Genomic DNA, 22,007 nt, shown 5'->3' with positions numbered 1-22,007 from the left:
GAGGGAGCTCCCACATTGGTTTTTTGGTGATCTAGTTATTTGCGCACGACCAGGTCCAACACCTCATCCCGGTCTTTGATCTTCTGCAGCACTATCTCCGAGCGGATATCCATCACCCCCGCCGTGCGGTTCAGGTGGTTCACGATAAAGTCCGAAAAGTGCTTGAGGTTGCGCGCCTGCACCCGCAGCACATAGTTGCTGGCGCCCGTGATCACATAGGCGCTCGCCACCTCCGGCCAGCCTTGCACCTTTTTGATGAATGTCTCATGCCAGTCCTCCACATCCTGGCGCAACGACAGGTGCACGATGGCTTCCAGCTCGATCCCCAACTGCTCGGCGTTCAACACCGCGCGGTAACCGCTGATGATTCCCTCGCTCTCCAGCAGGCGCAAACGGCGCAGGCATGCAGACGGCGACAGCGCAACTTTTTCCGCCAGTTCCTGGTTGCTGATGCGGCCATCCTGTTGCAGGAAATGCAGGAGGCGCAGGTCGGTAGCGTCGAGAATCATGGTTGGAAGATATCCGCGTGTTTGGAGGTCAAATTCGAATTTTCTACAGCTTAAATAGCCCTTTGCCCATCACTTTGCACGAAAATTCTCTAAAAGTTCGTTCATTATTTGGTCCAGCCTCCCTTATAAAAACCAGGACGACCCATGACCACTCGAAGCCATTGCCAAGCCCTCGACGCCCAAGACCCGTTGGCCCCCCTGCGTGCCCAATTTGCCTTGCCCGAGGGTGTGATCTACCTCGACGGCAACTCCCTCGGCGCTCGCCCGGTGGCGGCGCTGGAGCGGGCACAACAGGTGATCGCCGAGGAGTGGGGCAATGGCTTGATTCGTAGCTGGAACAGCGCCGGCTGGGCGGATTTGTCCCAGCGCCTGGGCAACCGTCTGGCGCCGTTGATCGGTGCGCGTGAGGGCGAGGTGGTGATCACCGATACCACCTCGATCAACCTGTTCAAAGTGCTCAGCGCCGCCTTGAGTGTGCAGCGCCAACGTACACCTGCGCGCAAGGTCATCGTCAGCGAAGCGAGCAACTTTCCCACCGATTTGTACATCGCCGAAGGCTTGGCCGAACTGCTGCAACAAGGCTATTCCCTGCGCCTGGTTAACAGCCCGGCCGAACTGCCCCAGGCCATCGATGCGGACGTGGCGGTGGTGATGCTCACCCACGTCAACTACAAGACCGGCTACATGTATGACATGGCGGCGCTGACCGCACTGAGCCACGAGTGCGGCGCGCTGAGCCTCTGGGACCTGGCGCATTCGGCGGGCGCGGTGCCTGTCGATTTACACCAGGCCGGCGCGGATTATGCGATTGGCTGCACCTACAAATACCTCAACGGCGGCCCGGGCTCCCAGGCGTTTGTGTGGGTCAACCCGGCGTTGGTGGATGTGGTGCGCCAGCCGTTGTCCGGGTGGTTCGGGCATACCCGGCAGTTCGCCATGGAGTCCACCTACGCCCCCAGCGCCGGCATTGCCCGCTACCTCTGCGGTACGCAGCCGATTACCTCGTTGGCCATGGTGGAATGTGGCCTGGAGATTTTTGCCCAGACCGACATGGTGCGCCTGCGGACTAAGTCCCTGGCCTTGACTGACCTGTTCATTGCATTGGTCGAAAGCCGCTGCGCCGCCCACGGCCTGGAACTGATCACCCCGCGTGAACACGCCCGGCGCGGCAGCCACGTCAGCTTTGAACACCCCGAAGGTTACGCGGTGATCCAGGCCTTGATCGCCCGAGGCGTGATCGGCGATTACCGTGAACCGCGGATCATGCGCTTTGGTTTCACGCCGCTGTACACCAGCTTTACCGAAGTGTGGGACGCCGTGGAAATCCTCGGTGAAATTCTCGACAAGCGCACCTGGGACCAGCCGCAATTCAAAGTCCGCAACAGCGTTACTTAAGGGCAACACAGATCAAATGTGGGAGCTGGCTTGCCTGCGACAGCGTCGGTGCATTCACTACCGTTATCGCAGGCAAGCCAGCTCCCACCGGTTCAGCGTCAGCCACCATCACAATAATAAAGGGGCACACCCGTGACCACGCCAGACAACGGCTTTGCAGAAATTACCCACCGTGAACTGGGCCTGAGGCGCCAGCTCACTTCCGGCCAGATGAGCATGATCGCCATCGGTGGCGCCATCGGCACCGGGCTGTTCATGGGCAGCGCCTACGCCATCGGTTATGCCGGGCCGAGCGTGCTGGTGAGCTACGCCATCGGTGCGTTGATTACCTTGCTGCTGATGGGCTGCCTGGCGGAGATGACGGTGGCCCATTCCACCTCCGGCTCCTTTGGCGCTTACGCCGAGTTCTACATCAGCCCGTTGGCCGGGTTCCTGGTGCGCTATGCCTACTGGGCGGCGATTGTGCTGGCGGTGGGGGCCGAGGTCACGGCGGTGGCGATGTACATGAAGTACTGGTTCGCCAACGTGCCGGAGTGGGTGTGGATCGTGTCGTTTTCCAGTGTGTTGATTGTGCTCAATGCGATCAGCGTGAAGACCTTCGGCAACTTCGAATACTGGTTCTCGACGATCAAGATCAGCGCCATTGTCGGTTTCATCATCCTGGCGGTGTATGTGGTGTTCGGCTCCGGTAACCCTGACTACGGGGTGCAGAACTACACGGCCCACGACGGCTTTTTCCCCCATGGCTTGAGTGGCATGTGGATCGCGGTGATCGTGTCGATCTTCAGCTACCTCAGTGTCGAGATGATCGCCGTGGCCGCCGGTGAAGCCGCCGACCCGGAGCAGGCAGTGAAGAAAGCCTTCCGCGCTACCATCGTGCGGCTGGTGGTGTTCTACCTGCTGACCCTGGCGCTGATGCTCGCCATCGTACCGTGGAACCAGGCCGGCCAGGCCCAGAGCCCGTTTGTCACAGTGATGCAGACCATCGGCATTCCCGGTGCCACCGGGGTGATGAATTTCGTGATCCTGATCGCGGCGCTGTCGGCCATGAACAGTCAGCTCTACATCACCACGCGCATGATGTTCAGCCTGTCGCGCGCTGGTTTTGCGCCCAAGTCCATGGGCGCGCTGAGCAAGAACGGCATCCCGCTCAACGCATTGCTGCTGTCCAGCTCGGGCATTGCCCTGGCGACGTTGCTCAACGTGGTGTACCCGGAAAGTTCGTTCACCCTGATGATGGCGATCTCGATGTTTGGCGCAATCTTCACCTGGTTCATGATCTTCCTCACTCACCTGTTTTTCCGTCGCTATCGCAAGCGTCATGGCGGGGCGAAGTTGTCGTTCCAGTTGCGCCTGTTTCCCTACAGCACGTTGCTGGGGTTGGTGCTGATGGGGGCGGTGATGATCACCACCTATTTCACCGACGCCTTCAAGATGACACTGGTGTTTGGCGTGCCGTTCCTGCTGATTCTATCGGCTGTGTATTACGGGTTCTTCCGCAAGGGCAGGGCCAAGGCCTCGAACAAAGCCCTGGCATAGCCCGGCAATTGTTCGAACGAGCGTGCGCATAACAGCAGTTTGCGGCAGGCCCACTCCTCTTGCAGGGGGTGGGCCTTGAAACGACGTTCTGATGGCCAGCGCGCCAAGGCGGCCTGAGGCACGATGCCCAGGCCCGCACCGCCGGCGACCATGCGAATCACTCCATCAAAACCGTCGGCGCGAATGCGCGTCTGCAAGCGAAAGCCCGCGTGCAGTGCCTGTTCTTCCAGGTAAACCGCCAACGCGCTGTTGGCCGCCAGGCCCACGTAGTCGTATTGCAAGCTCTCGATAAAACTCGCGCTGGTCAACGGGTGGTCCAGGGGCATGATCAGCACCAGCGGGTCGTCGCGAAACGCCAGGGTCTGCAAGCCGTGGGTGTCTACCGCATCGGAAATAATCCCCAGGTCCGCCGTACCCTGGCGCAAGGCGTGTGTGATGCGCAGGCTGGGCAACTCTTGCAGGTCGATATCGAGGTTGGGGTGCTCGCGCAAAAACTGCGCGAGCAGTTCAGGCAGGTACTCGCTAAGGGCGGTGGTATTGCACAGCAGGCGTACCTGGCCTTTGAAGCCATTGGCGTATTCGGCCAGGTCTTGCTGCAGATGGTCGGCCTGCTGCAACAGCAGGCGAGCATGCCGCGCCAGGGCTTTGCCCGCGGGTGTCGGGGTCACGCCACGGCGGCCGCGCTCGAGAAACGCGATGCCCAGTGAAGACTCCATGGCTCGGATGCGTGCGCTGGCGGCAGCCAGGGACAGGTGGCTGCGGGCCGCGCCGGCGGTGATATTGCCGGTGTCCAGGATGTGCAGGTAGAGGCGCAGGTCGATGAGGTCAAAGTGCATGAAGTTTCCCAGTGACTGGAAGGGCCTCATCGCAGGCAAGCCAGCTCCCACACTTGAATGTATTCACAATTCCAAATGTGGGAGCTGGCTTGCCTGCGATAGCGTCATCAGCCTCACACAAAACAAGAGGCTACCTCAGTATATGGCGAATTTTCAGCCACTCTCCAGCCCTGCACAATCTGTGCATGAATACCTTCCTCGCGTTCTACCAAAACCTCGGCCCCGCCCTTACCGCGCTGGTCATCATCACCTTCCTGCTGGCCGGTACGGTCAAGGGCGTCATCGGCCTGGGCTTGCCCACTGTAGCCATGGGCATGCTTGGCCTGGCTATGCTGCCGGCGCAGGCTGCGGTATTGCTGATCATTCCTTCGACGGTGACCAACCTCTGGCAACTGTCCTTTGGCGGGCACTTGGGTGTCTTGCTCAAACGCCTGTGGCCGATGCTGTTGCTGATCTTCCTCGGCACCGGGCTGGGCACCTTGTGGCTGGGCATGGGTAGCGGACCTTGGGTGGTGCGTGCCCTGGGTGCGGCTTTACTGGTGTATGCGCTGAGCGGGTTATTCCTGCCGACCTTCAAGGTCGCGCCCCGAACCGAGCGCTGGCTGGGCCCCTTGTGCGGGGTGATCACCGGCATTATTACCTCGGCCACCGGTGTCTTCGTGATCCCGGCGGTGCCGTACCTGCAAGCGCTGGGCTTGAGCCGTGATCAGTTGGTGCAGGCGCTGGGGCTGTCGTTCACCGTGTCGACACTGGCGCTGGCTGCCGGGCTGGCCTGGCGCGGGGCTCTGGGCGGCGGTGAAATGGGCGCGTCATTGCTGGCGTTGGTGCCGGCATTGCTGGGGATGTGGCTGGGTCAGGTGGTGCGCCGACGCATTAGTGCGCTGTGGTTCAAACGTGGATTTTTTACCGGCATGGCGTTGTTGGGAGGCCATTTGTTGCTGGCTGGTTAATAATGAGCGGGCACGTGTCAGCCGATAAGTGAAGGACCGCCCGTGAAAGCCCGTTCCGATGAGCTACAGATCTTCGTCAGCGTGATTGAATGCGGCTCGATTTCGGCCGCCGCCGAAAAGGTCGGGCAAACGCCATCGGCAGTCAGCCGCACCTTGTCGCGCCTGGAAGCCAAGCTCGACACCACCTTGATCAACCGCACCACGCGGCGCATGGACCTGACCGAGGAGGGCAAGTACTTCTTCGAGCAGGCCAAGCTGATCCTGGCGCAGATGGATGAGCTGGAAGAGCGCCTGTCATCGCGCCAGAAAAAACCGGCCGGCCGCCTGCGTATCAATGCCGCCGTGCCGTTCATGTTGCATGGGGTCGTGCCGTACATCGCCGAATTTCGCAGCCTCTACCCGGATATCCAGTTGGAGCTCAACAGCGATGATTTGATCATCGACCTGCTGGAGCAAAGCACCGACATCGCCATTCGCATCGGCGCCCTTGCCGACTCGACCCTGCATGCGCGTTTCCTGGGCAGCACGCCGCTGCATGTCCTGGCCAGCCCCGGCTACCTCAAGCAATACGGCACGCCGACGACCGTTGCCGAGTTGGCTGATCACACCTTGCTGGGCTTCACCCACACCGAGACCCTCAACCACTGGCCGCTGCGTCACGGCGAAGGTGACCGCTGGCTGATTCAGCCCAGCGTCAGCGCCTCCAGTGGCGAAACCGTGCGTCAGTTAGCGCTGCAGGGGCAGGGCATTTGTTGCCTGTCGAATTTCATGACCGTCGCTGACATCGACGCCGGCCGCCTGGTGCCCATGTTGGAGGTGTTCAACAGCGGTTATCGCCAGCCGATCCACGCGGTGTTCTATCGCAACTCGCAATTGGCGCTACGCATCCAGTGCTTCCTGGACTTTATTCAGGCCAAGCTGGCGCGGTATGCGCGCTGATTCGTGACCTGAGCGCAAGAGTGAATTGGGCCGCACGGGCTTATTCGGCAGCCGTGGGGGCTGGATACTGGACGCATCACTTACCCAGTCAGGAGCAACCTCCATGAATGTATTCGTTACCGGTGCAGCAGGGTTTATCGGCGGTTCGATCGCCACCGGCCTGGTCAACGCCGGCCATCACGTCACCGGCCTCGTGCGCAACGCCGAGCAAGCCGCCGAAATGACTGCCCTGGGCATCACGCCGGTGATCGGCAACCTCGACGACGCAGCGGTATTGACCGAGCAGGCGCAGAAGGCCGATGCAGTGATCAACGCCGCCAGCAGCGACCACCGCGGCGCCGTGCAAACTTTGCTGGCCGCCTTGAAAGGCTCAAACAAGCCGTTCCTGCACACCAGCGGGTCGAGCATCGTCGGCGATGCGTCGGGCGGTAAAGCCAGTGAAGTCATCTACTTTGAAGACAACCTGCCTGAGCCGACCGTCGACAAGGCCGCACGCGTGGCGATCGACAACCTGATCCTCGCGGCGGCCAATGACGGTGTGAATTCGGCGGTGATCTGCAACACCCTGATCTACGGCCACAGCTTGGGCGTGAAGCGTGACAGCGTGCAATTGCCGCGCTTGCTCAAGCAGGCGCGCAAAAGCGGAGTAGTGCGCCATGTGGGCAGCGGGCAGAACATCTGGTCCAACGTGCACATTGAAGATGTGGTCGCCCTGTATCTGCTGGCGCTGACCAAAAACGTCCCGGGTACCTTCTACTTTGTGGAAAGCAGCGAAGCAGCATTCATCGACATGACCACGGCGATTGCCCAAGCGCTGAACCTGGGCGAGCCACAAGATTGGCCATTGGCCGAGGCTGAGGCCGAGTGGGGCTATGAAATGGCCAACTACGGGTTGGGCTCCAATAGCCGAGTGCGCGGCAAACACGCCCGTGAACTGTTGGGGTGGACGCCAAAGCGCACCTCGGTGGTGGAGTGGATTCGCAACGAGATGGTGTGATGTTCGCTTAGCACCGCGGTGCGGCCTTCGCAGGCAAGCCAGCTCCCACATTGTTCAGGTGCGAACCCTGTCAAATGTGGGAGCTGGCTTGCCTGCGAAAGGGGCGGCTCGGTACATCAGACCTGACACTTCACTAGCCCCACCCGCCGCAATTCCGTACCATTCCCCGCCTTATCCCCCGCACTTCCCTGGTACTCCATGAAGCTCACCCGTCTGCGCGCCGACGCCCTGGCCGGCCTCACCACGTCTTTCGCCTTGCTGCCCGAATGCATCGCCTTTGCGCTGGTGGCCCATCTCAACCCGCTGATGGGCCTCTACGGTGCTTTCATCATTTGCACCCTCACCGCTTTGTTCGGCGGCCGCCCGGGCATGGTCTCGGGCGCGGCAGGCTCCATGGCAGTGGTGATCGTCGCGCTGGTGGTGCAGCACGGCGTGGAGTATTTGCTGGCGACGGTGTTGCTGGGCGGGTTGATCATGGTCGCTTTCGGCCTGCTGCGCCTGGGCAAGCTGGTGCGCATGGTGCCGCATTCGGTGATGCTCGGCTTCGTCAACGGCCTGGCGATCATCATTGCGCTGGCGCAACTGGAGCATTTCAAGAGCGGTGAAACCTGGCTCAGCGGCACGCCGCTGTACGTGATGGCCGGGCTGGTGGCGGCGACCATGGCCATTGTGTATCTGTTGCCCCGCCTGACCCGTGCCGTACCGCCAGCGCTGGTGGCGATTCTGGGTGTGGGCCTGGCGGTGTACCTGCTTGGCCTGCCGACCCGCACCTTGGGCGATATGGCGCACATCGCCGGTGGTTTGCCGACTTTCGCCCTGCCGCAAATCCCCTGGACCCTGGAAACCCTCGGCATCATCGCGCCCTACGCGTTTTTGATGGCGATGGTTGGCCTGTTGGAAACCTTGCTGACCCTCAACCTCACCGACGAAATCACCGAGACCCGTGGTTATCCTGACCGCGAAAGCGTGGCCCTGGGCGCGGCGAATATGGTCTCGGGCCTGTTTGGCGGCATGGGTGGTTGCGCGATGATCGGGCAAACCGTGATCAACCTCAGCTCCGGCGGGCGTGGGCGTTTCTCCGGGGTATTTGCCGGGGTGATGATTCTGTTGTTCATTCTGTTTCTGTCGCCACTGATCGAGCGAATCCCGCTGGCGGCGTTGGTGGGCGTGATGTTCGTGGTGTCGCAACAGACCTTCGCCTGGGCATCGTTGCGGGTGATCAACAAGGTGCCGCTCAATGATGTGCTGGTGATCATGGCGGTGACGATCATTACGGTGTTCACCGACCTGGCCACCGCCGTACTGTGCGGTATCGTCATCGCCGCGCTGAATTTTGCCTGGCAGCAGGCGCGGGAGCTGTACGCTGATGAACACCTGGAAGCCGATGGCAGCAAGCTCTATCGGCTGCATGGCACGTTGTTCTTCGCCTCGACCACACCGTTTTTGAATCAGTTCGACCCGGCCAACGATCCGGCCCAGGTCACACTGGATTGCCGTCACCTGAGCTTTGTCGACTATTCGGCGATTGCCGCCCTGATGACCCTGCGCGAGCGCTACACCAAGGCTGGCAAGCACCTGCGGGTGCTGCATTTGTCCGAGCGCTGCAAAAAACTGCTCAAGCGCGCCAAGGTTCATCACGACTGATTGAGCCCCTGTGGCGAGGGAGCTTGCTCCCGCTGGCGTGCGAAGCGCGCCCAGGATTTTGGGGCCGCTGCGCAGCCCAGCGGGAGCAAGCTCCCTCGCCACAGGGGGGGAGCTGTAGCAGTTACGGGCCGACCAGGTCTTCCAGTTCCTGGGCGCGGGTCTGGGTCATGTCCAGCACGCAGCCTGAGCCGTTTACCTGATCAATCGTGCCGCCGGTGGCGCTGCCTGCGAAGGCGCAGTTGGCGTCGCGGTATTTGATCCACAAGCGCTGCACGTCTTGCAGTTGTTGTTTGCGCGGGCCTTCCTGGGCGGCGAGGGCGGTCTTGTAGGCGCGGTTCAGGCGGTCGTCCTGCACCTTGGTTTGCCTGGCGTTGCAATTGACCATGTCGGCGGTGGTATTGGCGCTGTCCATGCATTTTTTCAAGGCAGGGTTGTCGGCGGCATAAGCGCTGCCGCACAAGAGCAGGACGCTGGCGGCAATTGTGGTGCGAATCATGAGCGGGTTCCTGGGCAATGGATGCGCATTCTATGACTCAAGGGCAGCGATTGAGTTTCCGCCTTCTCTGATCTTCATGTAAGAACACCCCCCGAATTTTCATCGGCTCGCGTCGGGCGTATCCCCAAGCGACAGCGCTTATCCGTGGGCGAAAATTACTTTCATGAAAATTGAAAATGCTCCTCGGGAATGATTTATGAGTTTCACAACCAATTCGACGTGACCCTTTCCGAGGAGTACCGCATGGCCGCATCACCGGGCTTCGGGCTGTTGGCATACGCTGCCATCGCCATCATTGCATTGATCGTGCTGATTGCACGCTACCGACTCAACCCCTTTATCGTGATTACGCTGGTGTCCATCGGCCTGGCGCTGATGGCCGGGATGCCGGCGGACACCATCATGGGCTCGTACGAGGCGGGTGTCGGCAAGACCCTGGGGCATATCGCCCTGGTGGTGGCGCTGGGCACCATGCTCGGCAAGATGATGGCCGAGTCGGGCGGCGCTGAGCAGGTGGCGCGCACGCTGATCAACCGCTTCGGTGAGCGCAATGCCCACTGGGCGATGGTGTGTATTGCGTTTCTGGTGGGGCTGCCGCTGTTTTTCGAGGTCGGCTTTGTACTGCTGGTGCCGATTGCCTTTACCGTGGCGCGACGCGTGGGCGTGTCGATCCTGATGGTCGGGCTGCCGATGGTCGCCGGCCTGTCGGTGGTGCATGCGTTGGTGCCGCCGCACCCGGCGGCAATGATGGCGGTGCTGGCCTATAACGCCTCGGTCGGGCAGACGGTGCTGTATGCGATTTTGATTGGTATCCCCACGGCGATTATCGCGGGTCCCGTCTACGCCAAGTTCATCGTGCCGCACATCCATTTGCCGGCGCAAAACCCGCTGGAGCGCCAGTTCATCGAGCGTGAACCGCGTACACGCCTGCCCAGCTTTGCGCTGACCATGGGCACCATCCTGTTGCCGGTGGTGCTGATGATGATCGGCGGCTGGGCCAACGTGATTTCTACGCCGGGCAGCGGTTTCAACCAGTTCCTGTTGTTTATCGGCAACTCGGTGATCGCCCTGTTGGTGGCGACCCTGGTGAGTTTCTGGACCTTGGGCCTGGCCCAGGGCTTCAACCGCGAGTCGATCCTCAAGTTCACCAACGAATGCCTGGCGCCGACCGCCAGCATTACCTTGCTGGTGGGCGCGGGCGGTGGTTTGAATCGCATCCTGGTGGACGCTGGTGTTACTCATGAAATCCTTGGCCTGGCCCATGCGTTCCAGTTGTCGCCGCTGGTGATGGGCTGGCTGTTCGCCGCGCTGATGCGCGTCGCCACCGGCTCGGCCACGGTGGCCATGACCACCGCGTCCGGGGTGGTCGCGCCGGTCGCCTTGGGCCTGGGTTATCCACACCCTGAATTGCTGGTGTTGGCGACCGGTGCAGGCTCGGTGATCTTTTCCCACGTGAACGACGGCGGCTTCTGGCTGATCAAGGAATACTTCAATATGACGGTCATCCAGACCTTCAAGACCTGGACCGTACTCGAGACCCTGATTTCGCTGGTCGCCTTCGGCCTGACCTACGGTCTGTCCCTTGTGTTATGAGCCTGTAACCCGGAGCCCCCATGGACATCCTCTATCAGATCCGCGCCCGCCAGGACACTTTCAGTGCCGGCGAAGGGCGTATTGCCAAGCTGATGCTTGAGGATGTGGGCTTTGCCGCGTCCGCCAGCCTGGAGGAACTGTCGCAACGGGCTGAGGTGAGTACCGCCACCCTGTCACGCTTCGCCCGCAGCGTGGGCTGCCGTGACTTGCGCGATTTGCGCCTGCAATTGGCCCAGGCCAGCGGCGTGGGTAGCCGCTTCCTGGACCCGGCGGGCAAGCCTGAACAGTCAGCGTTTCATCGGCAGATTCTGGGGGATATCGAGGCGACGTTGCGTCAGCACCTGTTGGGCTTCAACCAGCGCAGCTTTGGCGATGCGGTCAAGCTGTTGGGCAAGGCGCGGATGATCCATGCGTTCGGCATGGGCGGGCCGTCGAGCCTGTGCAGCGATGAATTGCAGGTGCGCCTGGTGCGTCTGGGCTATCCGATTGCCGCCAGCCACGACCCTGTGATGATGCGTGTCACGGCGGCGACCCTTGGGCCCGAACATGCCGTGATCGCCTGCTCACTCACGGGCCTGACCCCCGAGTTACTGGAGGTGGTGACGCTGGCGCGCAACTACGACGCGCGGATCATTGCCATCACCCTTGCCGATTCGCCGCTGGCGCAGTTGGCGGATGTCGTGCTGCCGCTGCAATCGGCGGAAACCAGTTTTATCTACAAGCCCACTGCGGCCCGCTACGGCATGCTGCTGGCTATCGACCTGCTCGCCACCGAGTTGGCGCTGGCCCTGCCGGACGACAACCAGGAACGCCTGCGCCGGATCAAACTGGCTCTGGACGATTACCGCGGCGGCCCTGGCAGCCTGCCGCTTGGAGATTGATATGAAGTACGACACGCTGATTCGCCAGGCGCTGATCATCGATGGCAGTAACACCCCAGGGTATGTCGCCGATGTGGGTGTGCACGCAGGGCGCATCCGCACGATTGGCGACTTGTCCACAGCCCAGGCCGAGCAGATCATCGACGGCCATGGCCGGGTATTGGCACCGGGTTTTATCGACGTGCACACCCACGACGACACGGTAGTGATTCGCCAGCCGCAGATGCTGCCCAAGCTCAGCCAGGGCGTGACCACGGTGATTGTCGGCAACTGTGGCATCAGCGCTTCGCCGGTCAGTTTGCGCAGCGACCCGCCGGACCCGATGAACTTATTAGGCAACCGTGAGCAGTTCTGTTATCCGCGGTTCAGCGATTATCGCAACGCGGTGCAGGGCGCCCATCCGGCAGTGAACGTCGCGGCATTGATCGGTCACACGGCGCTGCGCAGCAACCATATGGATGACCTGCATCGCACCGCCACACCGTATGAAATCGCGGCCATGCGCGTGCAGTTGCAAGAGAGCCTGGAGGCCGGTGCCCTGGGGTTATCCACAGGCCTGGCCTACGCCAGCGCCTTCAACGCCGAGACCGATGAAGTGCTGCAACTCGTTGAGGAACTGACGGCCTACGGCGCGGTGTACACCACGCATTTGCGCAGTGAGTTCGAGCCAGTGCTGGAAGCAATGGATGAGGCGTTTCTGATCGGTCGACATGCCAGGGTGCCGGTGATCATTTCCCACCTTAAATGCGCCGGAGCCGGTAACTGGGGGCGCAGCCCGCAGCTGTTGGCGGCCCTGGAAGCAGCGGCAAAAGATCATCCGGTGGGTTGTGATTGCTACCCCTATGCCGCCAGCTCCTCGACCCTGGACCTCAAGCAGGTGACTGACGCGTTTCGCATCACCATCACTTGGTCCACACCGCACCCGCAAATGGGCGGGCGTGATTTGCAGGAGATTGCCGCCGAGTGGGGCGTTTCGCTGATGGATGCCGCCCGCCGTTTGCAACCTGCGGGGGCGGTGTACTACGGCATGGATGAGGCGGATGTGCGGCGCATTCTTGCGCATCCGTTGTCGATGGTGGGGTCGGATGGGTTGCCTGAAGATCCGTTTCCTCATCCGCGCTTGTGGGGCGCTTTTCCACGGGTGCTAGGGCATTTCAGCCGGGATGTCGGATTGTTCCCGTTGTACACGGCGATACACAAAATGACCGGGCTGTCGGCGGCGCGTTTCGGCTTGGCCCAAAGAGGAGAAATTCGCGAGGGGCACTGGGCTGACCTGGTGCTCTTCGACCCTGCGCGGGTGCGTGACATGGCGGATTTCAAGACGCCTCAGCGTGCGGCCGAAGGGATTGAGCGAGTATGGGTAAACGGCGTCTTGAGCTACAGCGAAGGGCAGGCGAACACACGGCGTGCGGGTCGTTTTCTGGCACGCAGCGGTGATTTGCGCCGAGGTTTTCAGCTTGCTGCGCGGGATGCGATCTGACAGTGCTCGGCCCGATAGCGTGTCTGAATATGGCCAATCAGCGCTTACAAAAAGCTAATTGATTGCAAAGGACGGCTCTCTAGCATGTGCAGGTCTTATTACGGAGAGCCTGTATGAACACTCAGTCTGTAAGCCCCAGCCAACTCGCTAACCGGGCCGGCAACGCCGTCATTTCATCTACCGTCACGCCGCCTGACGCAGCGGTGAATGGGGGCGTCGATGCGATGTCGGCGTTCCCTTTTCCGCGTGACACGATCAAAGGCTGGATCCAGGAAAAAGTCTGGAACCTGACCAATCAATGGATCGACCCCGACAAGGTATACCTGCATCAGTTTTCGCCTGCCAACAGTACCCACACTGGCAGCGCCGTGACCGGGTGGGAACATCGCGGAGTTCCCGAGTCGTCCATGACGTTGACCGATGCCGTGGCCAGTGATTTTTTCTCGGCGGAACGCTACGGCACGGCCGGCAAGGCTCAGGCGCTGGCGCATTTCGTGTCTTCGAATACCAGCCCGTTTTCGTTGCTGGACAGCGAAAGTGTGCCGGATTTTTTCAGCCGGCTGGGCAAGTTCATTTTCGACCGGACGGGGCCGGGATACCTCTACTCGAAAATTCACGATGATGTGCCCAACGCCGTGGAGACCTGGCGTGATCTGGACGCCGCCTATGGCCTGTACCTGGATGGGCCGGGAAAAGGCACCTACGACGCCGGCAACCAACTGCGTATGAAGCCCAGCGAGCTGCTGAACCTGGTGCGTGAGGGGGACCTGCAGAAAAAGGTGATGACCAGGCTGGACAATTTTTGGATGCAGCACGGCGACGAGTGGCGGATGCTGGCCAAGCAACAGTTTGTGATGGAGGCCCGTGCCGCGCGCGCCCTCAACCAACAAGACTCCAGCCAGGGCCTGAGCCCGCAGGCTTATGCCGAGGTGATGAAAGCGGCGGCGTCAGGTGTACCGCTCGAGGGGCCGATGTCCAAGGCCCAGTTACAGGCGCAGACGACGCCGGGTCCGGACACCAGGGTGTTTTGCTTCGACATCAATGGTTATAAGTCCAATGACATCCTGCGCTTCATCGCCAAGAGTGGTACCGAAACCCTCTATGTCCCCGGCGCAAAACCCGCGATCCAGACTTTCAAGGACCGAGCCGCCGTGGACCAGTGGGTGCTCGAACAAAGCAAGGACCCCGCCAAAGCCAAGGTGCTGGAGGAACATTTCTCGCTGCGTGATCGTCAGCAGGGCGTGTTTGGCGCCCTGAGTGCCAACGGCGTGGACGTCACCCTGGCCAAGCTGGGTGCAGGCACCCAGGCAGCGAATGACAGTGTTATCGATACTTTGAATTATCCAATCGGCGGGGACGTGTTTTCCTTCATGGCCAGCCAGACACGCCAACGCATCGACAATGATGCGGATACCGAAATGAAATCCAACGCCGAAGTGCGCAAGGACGACGCACTGGCTCTGTTGCAAGCCGGCAACGCAATATTCTCCATCCCCATGGCCTTGCTCGGGCCTATTGGTCTGGCGCTTGGCGCCGTCTCTTATACGGCACAGGTAGGAATGGAAATCGACCAGGCCGTGGAGGGTGACACTCAGGCCGAGCGCAAGAATGGGCTGCATTCGGCGGTGATGGACGTCGCGACGATGGCTTTTTTTCACGCCCTCGGCAAGGCCGGCCCTTCCACGGCCGACCCCGCTGTCGAGTCCGGCGCTCAACCGACGACGGCGCAAAAACCGTTTTTCAACTATCGCCGCGTGAACGGGCAGATCGGTGTGCTGATGAGTCCGACGGAACCTGCGCGGCTACCCGAAAAACCAGCAAACGGCTTGAATCCTGCGTGGGACCCATCCATGGAGATTTACCTGCAAGGGGGGGCCAAGCGTCCCTCAGTGCAGCCCCGGTATGAGATCGTCGAGGAGGGCCCGTCTACGGCGAAGAAGCCCAAACTCGAGGACTCGGAAAACGAACTGTCGGAGAATGAGGAGTCGCCGTCTTCGGTGGTTTCCGATGCCACGTCCTCCGGGGATTACGAGCCGTACGACGATAGCAACGTGCTCAAGGTCAATCCGTTCAAGGCCGGCGTCCAGGTGCCTGATGGTGGGTATTTCAACAGTCGAGGCATGATTGAACGTACCGATATACCCAAGTTGTACCGCGTCGAAAAGGCGGATCGCGTAGAGCGTCGCGGTGATCCGGCAAATTATGGTTTCCGGGACTCAAACTTCTTTTCCGGGGCTGAAAAAATGATGGACGGCAATGTCGTGATGGCGTCTCGCTCAAAGGCGGCGGCGATACATTTTGGTGATACTGCACTCGGCGGCAAGTACCACCTTTACGAAATCGACAGTCGCGGTGTTCCCGTCGTCTCTTTCAACGAAAATATCGAGGTAAACCCGCAGTTCGTCGAGGCTCGCCAGTGTGTGGCCCCCGGCACCATCGAGCGGATGCGCAAGTCGGGCCACTTGAATGAGTTTGCAGAAAGTTCCTATGAGTTCGATGAAGTGCATGTGGACAATGATCAACTGTCGAGCGCAAGGATCAGGGAAATTCACAACCATTGAGCGTGTTCACTTTGAGCGCTTGCTGAGCTAGGGTGGTCGCTCGCCAGCAACGAGCGACCGGAACTTGGAGAGTTATATGCACTTAGGAAAAGTCACCCCCATCCTGCGGATTTTCGACGAGGCCAAGGCGTTGGAGTTCTACGTCGATTTCCTGGGGTTCAAGGTCGATTGGCAGCATCGCTTCGAGGCGAATTTTCCGTTGTACGTGCAAGTGTCGCTGGGGGAGTGTGTGCTGCACTTGTCCGAGCATCATGGCGATGCTTCGCCAGGGGCGGCTGTGCGGGTCCAGGCCCAAGGGGTCGATGCGTATCAGCAGCAATTGCTGGGCAAGGAATACCGGTATGCCAAGCCTGGGGTTGAAGACACGCCGTGGGGGACGCGGGAGATGAGCATCAGAGACCCGTTTGGGAATCGGTTGGTGTTTGTTGAGGAGAGCGAGGGCTGATTCTCCCATTGGGCTGTTCGCAGGTAAGGCCCTTGTGACGAGGGAGCTTGCTCCCTCGCCACCATGGTTGTGGTGCTACACCCGGAAATGACTGACCATCTGCTGCAACTGGCTACCCAGGCGCGCCAGTTCAACACTCGACTTGGCTGTCTCATCACTGGCCGTAGCGGTCTGCTCAGACACGTCACGCACGTTCACGATACTGCGGCTGATCTCTTCCGCCACGGCGCTCTGTTGTTCGGCAGCCGCGGCAATTTGCTGGTTCATCGACTGGATATTGGACACCGTGCGGGTGATGTTTTCCAGGGACACACCCGCCTTGCGCGTCAGCTCGACACTGCTGTCGGTGAGGCTGCGGCTGTTGTTCATCACGTTGGCCACTTGTTGGGTACCGTTCTGCAAACCGGCTACAAGGTCTTCGATTTCTTCGGTGGACTTCTGTGTACGCTGCGCCAGGCCACGCACTTCGTCGGCGACCACGGCAAACCCACGGCCGGCTTCCCCGGCACGCGCAGCTTCAATGGCGGCGTTAAGTGCCAGCAGGTTGGTCTGTTCGGCCACGGCCTTGATCACGTCCATCACGCTGCCGATCTTGTTGCTCTCTTGTTGCAGGTGCGTCATGGCGTCGGTGGAGCGCGCCACTTCGGCCGCCAGGCGTTCGATCTGGGCGATGGCTTCAGCCACCACTTTATCGCCTTCGCGGGCCTGGCCGTCAGCGTCGGAAGCGGCTTGGGAAGCCTGTTCGGCATTGCGCGCAACTTCCTGCACAGTGGCGGTCATTTCATGCATGGCGGTGGCGACCTGATCGGTCTCGATCTTCTGGCTGTTCACGCCGGCGCTGGTCTGCTCGGTCACCGCTGACAATTCTTCGGCGGCGCTGGCGATCTGAGTGACGCCGTCGCGAATGCCGCTGATCAGCTCGCGCAGGGTGGTGCCCATGCGCTGGATGCCTTGCTGCAACACGCCCAGTTCGTCGCGACGGGTCACCTGGATATTGTGGCTCAAGTCGCCCGAAGCGATGCGCTCCACCACGGCCAGGGTGTCCTGGATCGGGCGGGTGATCTGGCGGGTGATCACCCACGCGGCAATCACGCCGACCAACAGGGCCAGCAAGGTGCTGATCAGTTGCAGGCTGCGGGCCTGGGTGCTTTCGGCGTCGCGACGTTCCAGTTGGATGTCGTACAGCTTGTCGCTGATTGTCACGATGTCGGCGCCCTGGGTGGTCATTTCGGCACGGGCGGTGACGATATTGGCATTGGCCGCCTTGTAGCTCTGCACGGCGCTGCGATAGGCGCCTAGCGCGGTTTCCAGTGCGGACAATGCGCTTTGCTGGCCAGTACCGAAGGCAACGCTGAGGCCTTTCAAACCAGTGACAGCTTTTTCCAGCTGTGTAGCAGCGCGGGCTTCGGTTTCTGCGTTGGGGCTATTGGTATAGCCGCGCACTTCGTAGCGAGCCTGCATGAATTCGTTCTTGGCCTGGGTCACGGCCAGGAACTGCGTGAAGCGTTCCGGGCTGTCGGATGACTGCTGCACACTGGTTTCCAGCGCGTTGATTTGCGCGTTGGCAATGTCGGCCTTGGCGCCCATGACATCGCGCGCAGCGTTGCCATTGCGGTAGGCCTCGCGCATTTTGTTCAGGGACTGGCGGTAAGCGGTAATGACGGCTTTCTGCTCATTGAGCAGCTTGAGGTTTTCCGGGCTCTTGAAGCTGTCGAGCAGCTTCTGTTGCTGGGCGGCGAAGGCATCGAGGCTGGTCTGCACGTTCTGCGCCACAGCTTCGTCGCCATTGGCCAGCATGTATTGCAAGCGCACGATACGCAGTTTGGTCAGCGAGGCATTGAGCTGGGTGATGTCGCTCATCCAATTGCTACGGTCGATCAAGCCGCCCAGGCTGGTCCAGCCAGTGAGTGCCAGGATCGAGGTGAGGACCAGCACCAGGCCGAAGCCCAGGCCGAGTTTGAGATTGACGCTGATGTTACCGAACCAGCTGTTCATCGAAAGCTCCTTGAAGAGTGATGTCTGTCTGCTGGACGGTGTGTTTTTGTTTGAGCCAGCCAAGATGTGTAGGGCTGTATCGGCGGGAAAGGATGATTCTGAAATACTTTTATTGTTCGTCGACGAAGGGTCGCCGGCGCGCAACGGCGATGCCGGGGTGGGGCTGATCACGGCCCGCTCATGTGTGCTAGTCTGCGGGCCCTTTTAGTTCTGGGCGGCGCGGGAAACCGTGGCGTCCTACAGCGGAGCCTCTTCATGTCCGAAGTTAATCTGTCCACCGACGAAACCCGCGTCAGCTACGGTATCGGCCGTCAGTTGGGCGACCAACTGCGCGACAACCCGCCACCGGGCGTCAGCCTGGACGCGATCCTGGCCGGCCTGACCGACGCATTCGCAGGCTCGCCAAGCCGTGTAGACCAAGAGCAAATGGCGGCCAGCTTCAAGGTGATCCGCGAAATCATGCAAGCCGAAGCCGCTGCCAAGGCTGAAGCTGCAGCGGGCGCTGGCCTGGCTTTCCTGGCGGAAAACGCCAAGCGTGATGGCATCACCACCCTGGCTTCCGGCCTGCAATTTGAAGTGCTGACGGCCGGTACCGGCGCCAAGCCGACCCGTGAAGACCAAGTGCGTACTCACTACCACGGCACCCTGATCGACGGCACTGTGTTCGACAGCTCCTACGAGCGCGGCCAGCCTGCAGAATTCCCGGTGGGTGGCGTGATCGCCGGCTGGACCGAAGCCCTGCAACTGATGAATGCCGGCAGCAAATGGCGCCTGTACGTGCCGAGCGAACTGGCTTACGGCGCTCAAGGCGTTGGCAGCATCCCGCCGCACAGCGTTCTGGTATTCGACGTCGAGCTGCTCGACGTTCTGTAAGGCCTGCTGGTTACCTGTTGGGACGAACGCGTTCGCCCCAACAGGTATTTGCCAGTTTCTTCATGGATGGAACTTGCCATTCAAGTCGGTCGCCGGGCGCAACGCTCGTGCATAACAGAACAGAAACAGATTCCTCACCACTTCCTTCAGCACCCCAGGCTCACTGGAACTCAGGCCATTCACGTCCAGATCGCCCTGGTCCTGCAGCTCGTTCAGCGCTTCTTCCTCAAGCACCGCACAGACTTCACCGGTTTCCCGATGCAGGATTCGCAGGTAAGGGTGGGGGCGATCCAGCCAGGCATCTATCAAATAAGTCATGGTCGTTCTCCTTGATGGGTTTCAATGAGAATAATTCTTATTCGTAGAATAGCAAGCGTCTATTGGCAATTTCTGGGTTTTTCTGTGTGGGTATTGCGTTCGATCAACGCAGAGGGCGAAACGCCATCCCGCGGCGGGCGCGGGATGGAATGCAGCAGGTTCAGACTTTGCGCACGAACTCGGACTTGAGTTTCATCGGGCCGATCCCGTCGATCTTGCAGTCGATATCGTGGTCGCCGTCGCACAGGCGGATGTTCTTGACCTTGGTGCCCACCTTGACCACCAGGGAAGTGCCCTTGACCTTGAGGTCCTTGATCACGGTGATGGTGTCGCCATCCTGCAGGACGTTGCCCACAGAGTCTTTCTTCACGGTCTCATCGCCGACCACTTCGGCCTCGCCGTTGGCGGACCACTCATGGGCGCATTCCGGGCAGACCAGTTGGGCGCCGTCTTCGTAGGTGTATTCGGAATTGCATTTTGGGCAGGGTGGCAACGTGCTCACTAAAGCTCCTAGAAAGTCAGGGATGGCTAAAAGTCGCACATTATATAGGGTTTTAAACGCGGGTGGGGTTGGACTCGTCCTAATGTGGGAGCTGGCTTGCCTGCGATAGCGGCAGTGAATTCACTCCCGTCATCGCAGGCAAGCCAGCTCCCACATTAAACAGCGCGGAATCAGTGAGTACGGGCGACCGCAAACTCACTCAGCTCAACCAGGGCATCCCGGTATTCACTGGCCGGCAGCGCTTCCAGGCATGTGATCGCCCGCGCCACGTAGTCACGCGCCAGTTGCGCGGTGTACTCCAGGGAACCGGAGGCTTCTACGGCGGCACGGATGGCTTCCAGGTCTTCGATCCCGCCTTTCTGGATCGCCTTGCGCACCAGGGCAGCCTGTTCCGGCGTGCCTTCGCGCATGGTGTAGATCAGCGGCAAGGTCGGCTTGCCCTCGGCCAGGTCGTCACCGACGTTCTTGCCCAGGGTTTCAGCGTCGCCTTTGTAGTCGAGCAGGTCATCCACCAGTTGGAACGCCACGCCCAGATGATCACCGAACGTGCGCAGGGCCTCAGCCTGTTCGGCGGTGGCGCCACACAGCGCGGCTGCACTGTGGGTAGAGGCTTCGAAGAGCATCGCGGTTTTGCCGCGAATCACTTCCATATAGGTTTCTTCAGTGGTGCTGGCGTCGCGGACTTTGGATAGCTGCAACACTTCGCCTTCGGCGATGATGCGTGTGGCCTGTGAAAGAATCTTCATCACGGGCATCGAGCCCAGCTCCACCATCATTTCGAACGAGCGCGAATACAGGAAGTCGCCCACCAACACGCTGGGCGCATTGCCCCACATCGCGTTTGCGGTCTCGCGACCACGGCGCATGCCGGACATGTCGACCACGTCGTCATGCAGCAGGGTGGCGGTGTGCAGGAATTCGATCGTGGCGGCCAGTAGGCGCAGGTCATCGCCTTGACGGCCCAGGGCCTTGCCGCACAGCAACACTAATAAAGGACGCAGGCGTTTGCCGCCCGCCGACGTAATGTAGTCGCCAATTTTGGAGACCAGCGGCACTTTAGACGTCAGCTGCTGCTTGATGATGCCGTCGACGGCGCTAAAATCGTCCGCGACCGCGCGGTAGAAAGCTTGGGGTTGCATCAGCGACAGTCGCTCCAGAAGGGTTGCGCGGCATGCTAGGACCCTGACCCCCGGGTGTCAAGGCGCGATAGACGGCCCCTTGCAAGCCTCCCATAGCTTGCGTACAATCGCGCACCCTGAACTTCCTGGGCAGCACCTGCCTTACGCAATTGCATTCGGGACGTCCATCCCATGCAGCCATGCCAGCCAATACCTCTTCTTATAAAGCGCTGGGTGAGCAGGATTATCGGAGAAATACCATGTCGTACGCAGTAATTGTTACTGGTGGCAAGCAATACAAAGTCGCCCCAGGTGAATACCTGAAGATCGAGAAACTGGAAGTCGCTACTGGCGAATCCGTTACTTTTGATCGCGTTCTGTTGGTCGCCAATGGCGATGACGTGAACATCGGCGCTCCAGTTGTTGCTGGCGCTACCGTTGTGGCTGAAGTGATCTCCCAAGGTCGTCACGATAAAGTCCGCATCATCAAGTTCCGTCGTCGTAAGCACCACATGAAGCGTATGGGCCACCGCCAGTGGTACACCGAGATCAAAATCACCGGTATTCAGGCTTAATTTCAGCCTAATTCCTCACTAGGAGAATTGACTCATGGCACACAAAAAAGCTGGTGGTAGTACCCGTAACGGTCGCGACTCAGAAGCCAAACGCCTTGGCGTGAAGATGTATGGCGGCCAGAAAATCATTCCGGGCAACATCATCGTGCGTCAGCGCGGCACCCAATTCCACGCCGGTTACGGTGTTGGCATGGGTAAAGATCACACCCTCTTCGCTAAAATCGAAGGCGTGATCAAGTTCGAAGTAAAGGGCGCGTTCAACCGCCGTTACGTGAGCGTTGTCGCAGCTTAATTGCGAGATCGCTGGAAAAGCCCTGTCTTGCGACGGGGCTTTTTCGTTTGTGGAGTGAGTCTCTTGCAA

General features: G+C 60.4%; 21 protein-coding genes and 1 pseudogene. 14 read left to right on the top strand and 8 right to left on the bottom strand.

The features are described from left to right. Window positions 1-35: 35 nt before the first annotated feature. Window positions 36-509 carry an Lrp/AsnC family transcriptional regulator gene (locus tag CLM72_RS23600; RefSeq protein ID WP_003176072.1) on the bottom strand — a complete coding sequence of 158 codons (474 nt, stop codon included), beginning with the start codon at window positions 507-509 and terminating at the stop codon, window positions 36-38. A 144-nt stretch (window positions 510-653) separates the two neighbouring features. Between CLM72_RS23600 and kynU the strand changes: the two genes are divergently transcribed. Together kynU and CLM72_RS23590 are read left to right on the top strand one after the other, a co-directional pair. Beyond that, complete coding sequence (gene kynU, locus CLM72_RS23595) at window positions 654-1,904, top strand: kynureninase (RefSeq protein WP_105228436.1); 1,251 nt, start codon at window positions 654-656, stop codon at window positions 1,902-1,904. Between the two features lie 132 nt (window positions 1,905-2,036). Next, window positions 2,037-3,443: an amino acid permease gene (locus CLM72_RS23590; protein WP_003194101.1), complete on the top strand. Its 1,407-nt coding sequence runs from the start codon at window positions 2,037-2,039 to the stop codon at window positions 3,441-3,443. Here CLM72_RS23590 and CLM72_RS23585 read toward each other — a convergent pair. After that, window positions 3,389-4,279 (bottom strand): LysR substrate-binding domain-containing protein, encoded by an 891-nt coding sequence (locus CLM72_RS23585; RefSeq protein ID WP_105228434.1) that lies wholly within the window; start codon window positions 4,277-4,279, stop codon window positions 3,389-3,391. The two genes, CLM72_RS23590 and CLM72_RS23585, sit on opposite strands and share 55 nt — an antisense overlap. A 185-nt stretch (window positions 4,280-4,464) precedes the next feature. Between CLM72_RS23585 and CLM72_RS23580 the strand changes: the two genes are divergently transcribed. The 4 genes from CLM72_RS23580 to CLM72_RS23565 all read left to right on the top strand — a co-directional run bounded on the left by CLM72_RS23580 (window position 4,465) and on the right by CLM72_RS23565 (window position 8,809). After that, window positions 4,465-5,229 carry a sulfite exporter TauE/SafE family protein gene (locus tag CLM72_RS23580; protein ID WP_105228432.1) on the top strand — a complete coding sequence of 255 codons (765 nt, stop codon included), beginning with the start codon at window positions 4,465-4,467 and terminating at the stop codon, window positions 5,227-5,229. 42 nt (window positions 5,230-5,271) lie between these two features. Beyond that, window positions 5,272-6,168 carry a LysR family transcriptional regulator gene (locus CLM72_RS23575; protein WP_057975038.1) on the top strand — a complete coding sequence of 299 codons (897 nt, stop codon included), beginning with the start codon at window positions 5,272-5,274 and terminating at the stop codon, window positions 6,166-6,168. A 103-nt stretch (window positions 6,169-6,271) separates the two neighbouring features. Next, the gene (locus tag CLM72_RS23570; protein ID WP_105228430.1) at window positions 6,272-7,165 is read left to right on the top strand and encodes an NAD-dependent epimerase/dehydratase family protein; all 894 of its coding nucleotides are present in this window, start codon (window positions 6,272-6,274) and stop codon (window positions 7,163-7,165) included. Between the two features lie 198 nt (window positions 7,166-7,363). Further along, window positions 7,364-8,809: a SulP family inorganic anion transporter gene (locus CLM72_RS23565; protein ID WP_105228428.1), complete on the top strand. Its 1,446-nt coding sequence runs from the start codon at window positions 7,364-7,366 to the stop codon at window positions 8,807-8,809. Window positions 8,810-8,930: 121 nt separating this feature from the next. Here the strand turns inward: CLM72_RS23565 and CLM72_RS23560 are convergent, their stop codons facing one another. Next, window positions 8,931-9,305 carry a lysozyme inhibitor LprI family protein gene (locus CLM72_RS23560; protein ID WP_089042348.1) on the bottom strand — a complete coding sequence of 125 codons (375 nt, stop codon included), beginning with the start codon at window positions 9,303-9,305 and terminating at the stop codon, window positions 8,931-8,933. 189 nt (window positions 9,306-9,494) lie between these two features. Here CLM72_RS23560 and CLM72_RS23555 point away from each other — a divergent pair, with 189 nt between their 5' ends. From CLM72_RS23555 to CLM72_RS23535, 5 genes are all read left to right on the top strand, one after another. Next, window positions 9,495-10,898, top strand: coding sequence for a gluconate:H+ symporter (locus CLM72_RS23555; RefSeq protein ID WP_054896983.1), 1,404 nt, complete (start codon window positions 9,495-9,497; stop codon window positions 10,896-10,898). Window positions 10,899-10,918: 20 nt separating this feature from the next. Continuing rightward, on the top strand, window positions 10,919-11,779 hold the full coding sequence (locus CLM72_RS23550; protein WP_105228426.1) for a MurR/RpiR family transcriptional regulator: 861 nt from the start codon (window positions 10,919-10,921) through the stop codon (window positions 11,777-11,779). A gap of 1 nt (window position 11,780) precedes the next feature. After that, window positions 11,781-13,259: an amidohydrolase family protein gene (locus tag CLM72_RS23545; protein ID WP_105228424.1), complete on the top strand. Its 1,479-nt coding sequence runs from the start codon at window positions 11,781-11,783 to the stop codon at window positions 13,257-13,259. Between the two features lie 113 nt (window positions 13,260-13,372). Beyond that, on the top strand, window positions 13,373-15,820 hold the full coding sequence (locus CLM72_RS23540) for a dermonecrotic toxin domain-containing protein (protein ID WP_105228422.1): 2,448 nt from the start codon (window positions 13,373-13,375) through the stop codon (window positions 15,818-15,820). Between the two features lie 76 nt (window positions 15,821-15,896). Further along, a complete protein-coding gene (locus CLM72_RS23535; RefSeq protein ID WP_054896979.1) occupies window positions 15,897-16,265 on the top strand; it encodes a glyoxalase superfamily protein in 369 nt (122 codons plus the stop codon). A 75-nt stretch (window positions 16,266-16,340) separates the two neighbouring features. Here the strand turns inward: CLM72_RS23535 and CLM72_RS29660 are convergent, their stop codons facing one another. Next, on the bottom strand, window positions 16,341-17,045 hold the full coding sequence (locus tag CLM72_RS29660) for a methyl-accepting chemotaxis protein (RefSeq protein ID WP_371920479.1): 705 nt from the start codon (window positions 17,043-17,045) through the stop codon (window positions 16,341-16,343). Between the two features lie 198 nt (window positions 17,046-17,243). After that, window positions 17,244-18,125, bottom strand: a pseudogene (locus tag CLM72_RS29655) (methyl-accepting chemotaxis protein); the annotation flags it as partial. A 390-nt stretch (window positions 18,126-18,515) separates the two neighbouring features. On the opposite strand from CLM72_RS29655, the gene CLM72_RS23520 reads away from it, so the two are divergent. Continuing rightward, the gene (locus CLM72_RS23520) at window positions 18,516-19,133 is read left to right on the top strand and encodes an FKBP-type peptidyl-prolyl cis-trans isomerase (RefSeq protein ID WP_034128752.1); all 618 of its coding nucleotides are present in this window, start codon (window positions 18,516-18,518) and stop codon (window positions 19,131-19,133) included. Window positions 19,134-19,193: 60 nt separating this feature from the next. Here the strand turns inward: CLM72_RS23520 and CLM72_RS23515 are convergent, their stop codons facing one another. The 3 genes from CLM72_RS23515 to CLM72_RS23505 all read right to left on the bottom strand — a co-directional run bounded on the left by CLM72_RS23515 (window position 19,194) and on the right by CLM72_RS23505 (window position 21,092). After that, window positions 19,194-19,451, bottom strand: coding sequence for a hypothetical protein (locus CLM72_RS23515; protein ID WP_005791321.1), 258 nt, complete (start codon window positions 19,449-19,451; stop codon window positions 19,194-19,196). Between the two features lie 160 nt (window positions 19,452-19,611). Next, a complete protein-coding gene (locus CLM72_RS23510) occupies window positions 19,612-19,953 on the bottom strand; it encodes a zinc ribbon domain-containing protein YjdM (protein WP_034128750.1) in 342 nt (113 codons plus the stop codon). A gap of 170 nt (window positions 19,954-20,123) precedes the next feature. After that, entirely contained in the window at window positions 20,124-21,092 is a 969-nt protein-coding gene (locus CLM72_RS23505; RefSeq protein WP_003194086.1) for a polyprenyl synthetase family protein, read from the bottom strand. A 239-nt stretch (window positions 21,093-21,331) separates the two neighbouring features. Between CLM72_RS23505 and rplU the strand changes: the two genes are divergently transcribed. Further along, window positions 21,332-21,646 carry a 50S ribosomal protein L21 gene (rplU, locus tag CLM72_RS23500; RefSeq protein ID WP_007950961.1) on the top strand — a complete coding sequence of 105 codons (315 nt, stop codon included), beginning with the start codon at window positions 21,332-21,334 and terminating at the stop codon, window positions 21,644-21,646. A gap of 34 nt (window positions 21,647-21,680) precedes the next feature. Then, window positions 21,681-21,938 carry a 50S ribosomal protein L27 gene (rpmA, locus tag CLM72_RS23495; protein WP_003176049.1) on the top strand — a complete coding sequence of 86 codons (258 nt, stop codon included), beginning with the start codon at window positions 21,681-21,683 and terminating at the stop codon, window positions 21,936-21,938. The last annotated feature ends 69 nt before the right edge of the window (window positions 21,939-22,007 follow it).

Origin of the sequence: Pseudomonas sp. MYb193, assembly GCF_002966775.1 — a bacterium.
GTDB classification, from domain to species: domain Bacteria; phylum Pseudomonadota; class Gammaproteobacteria; order Pseudomonadales; family Pseudomonadaceae; genus Aquipseudomonas; species Aquipseudomonas paracarnis.
This window is presented reverse-complemented; position numbering and strand designations above follow the sequence as displayed.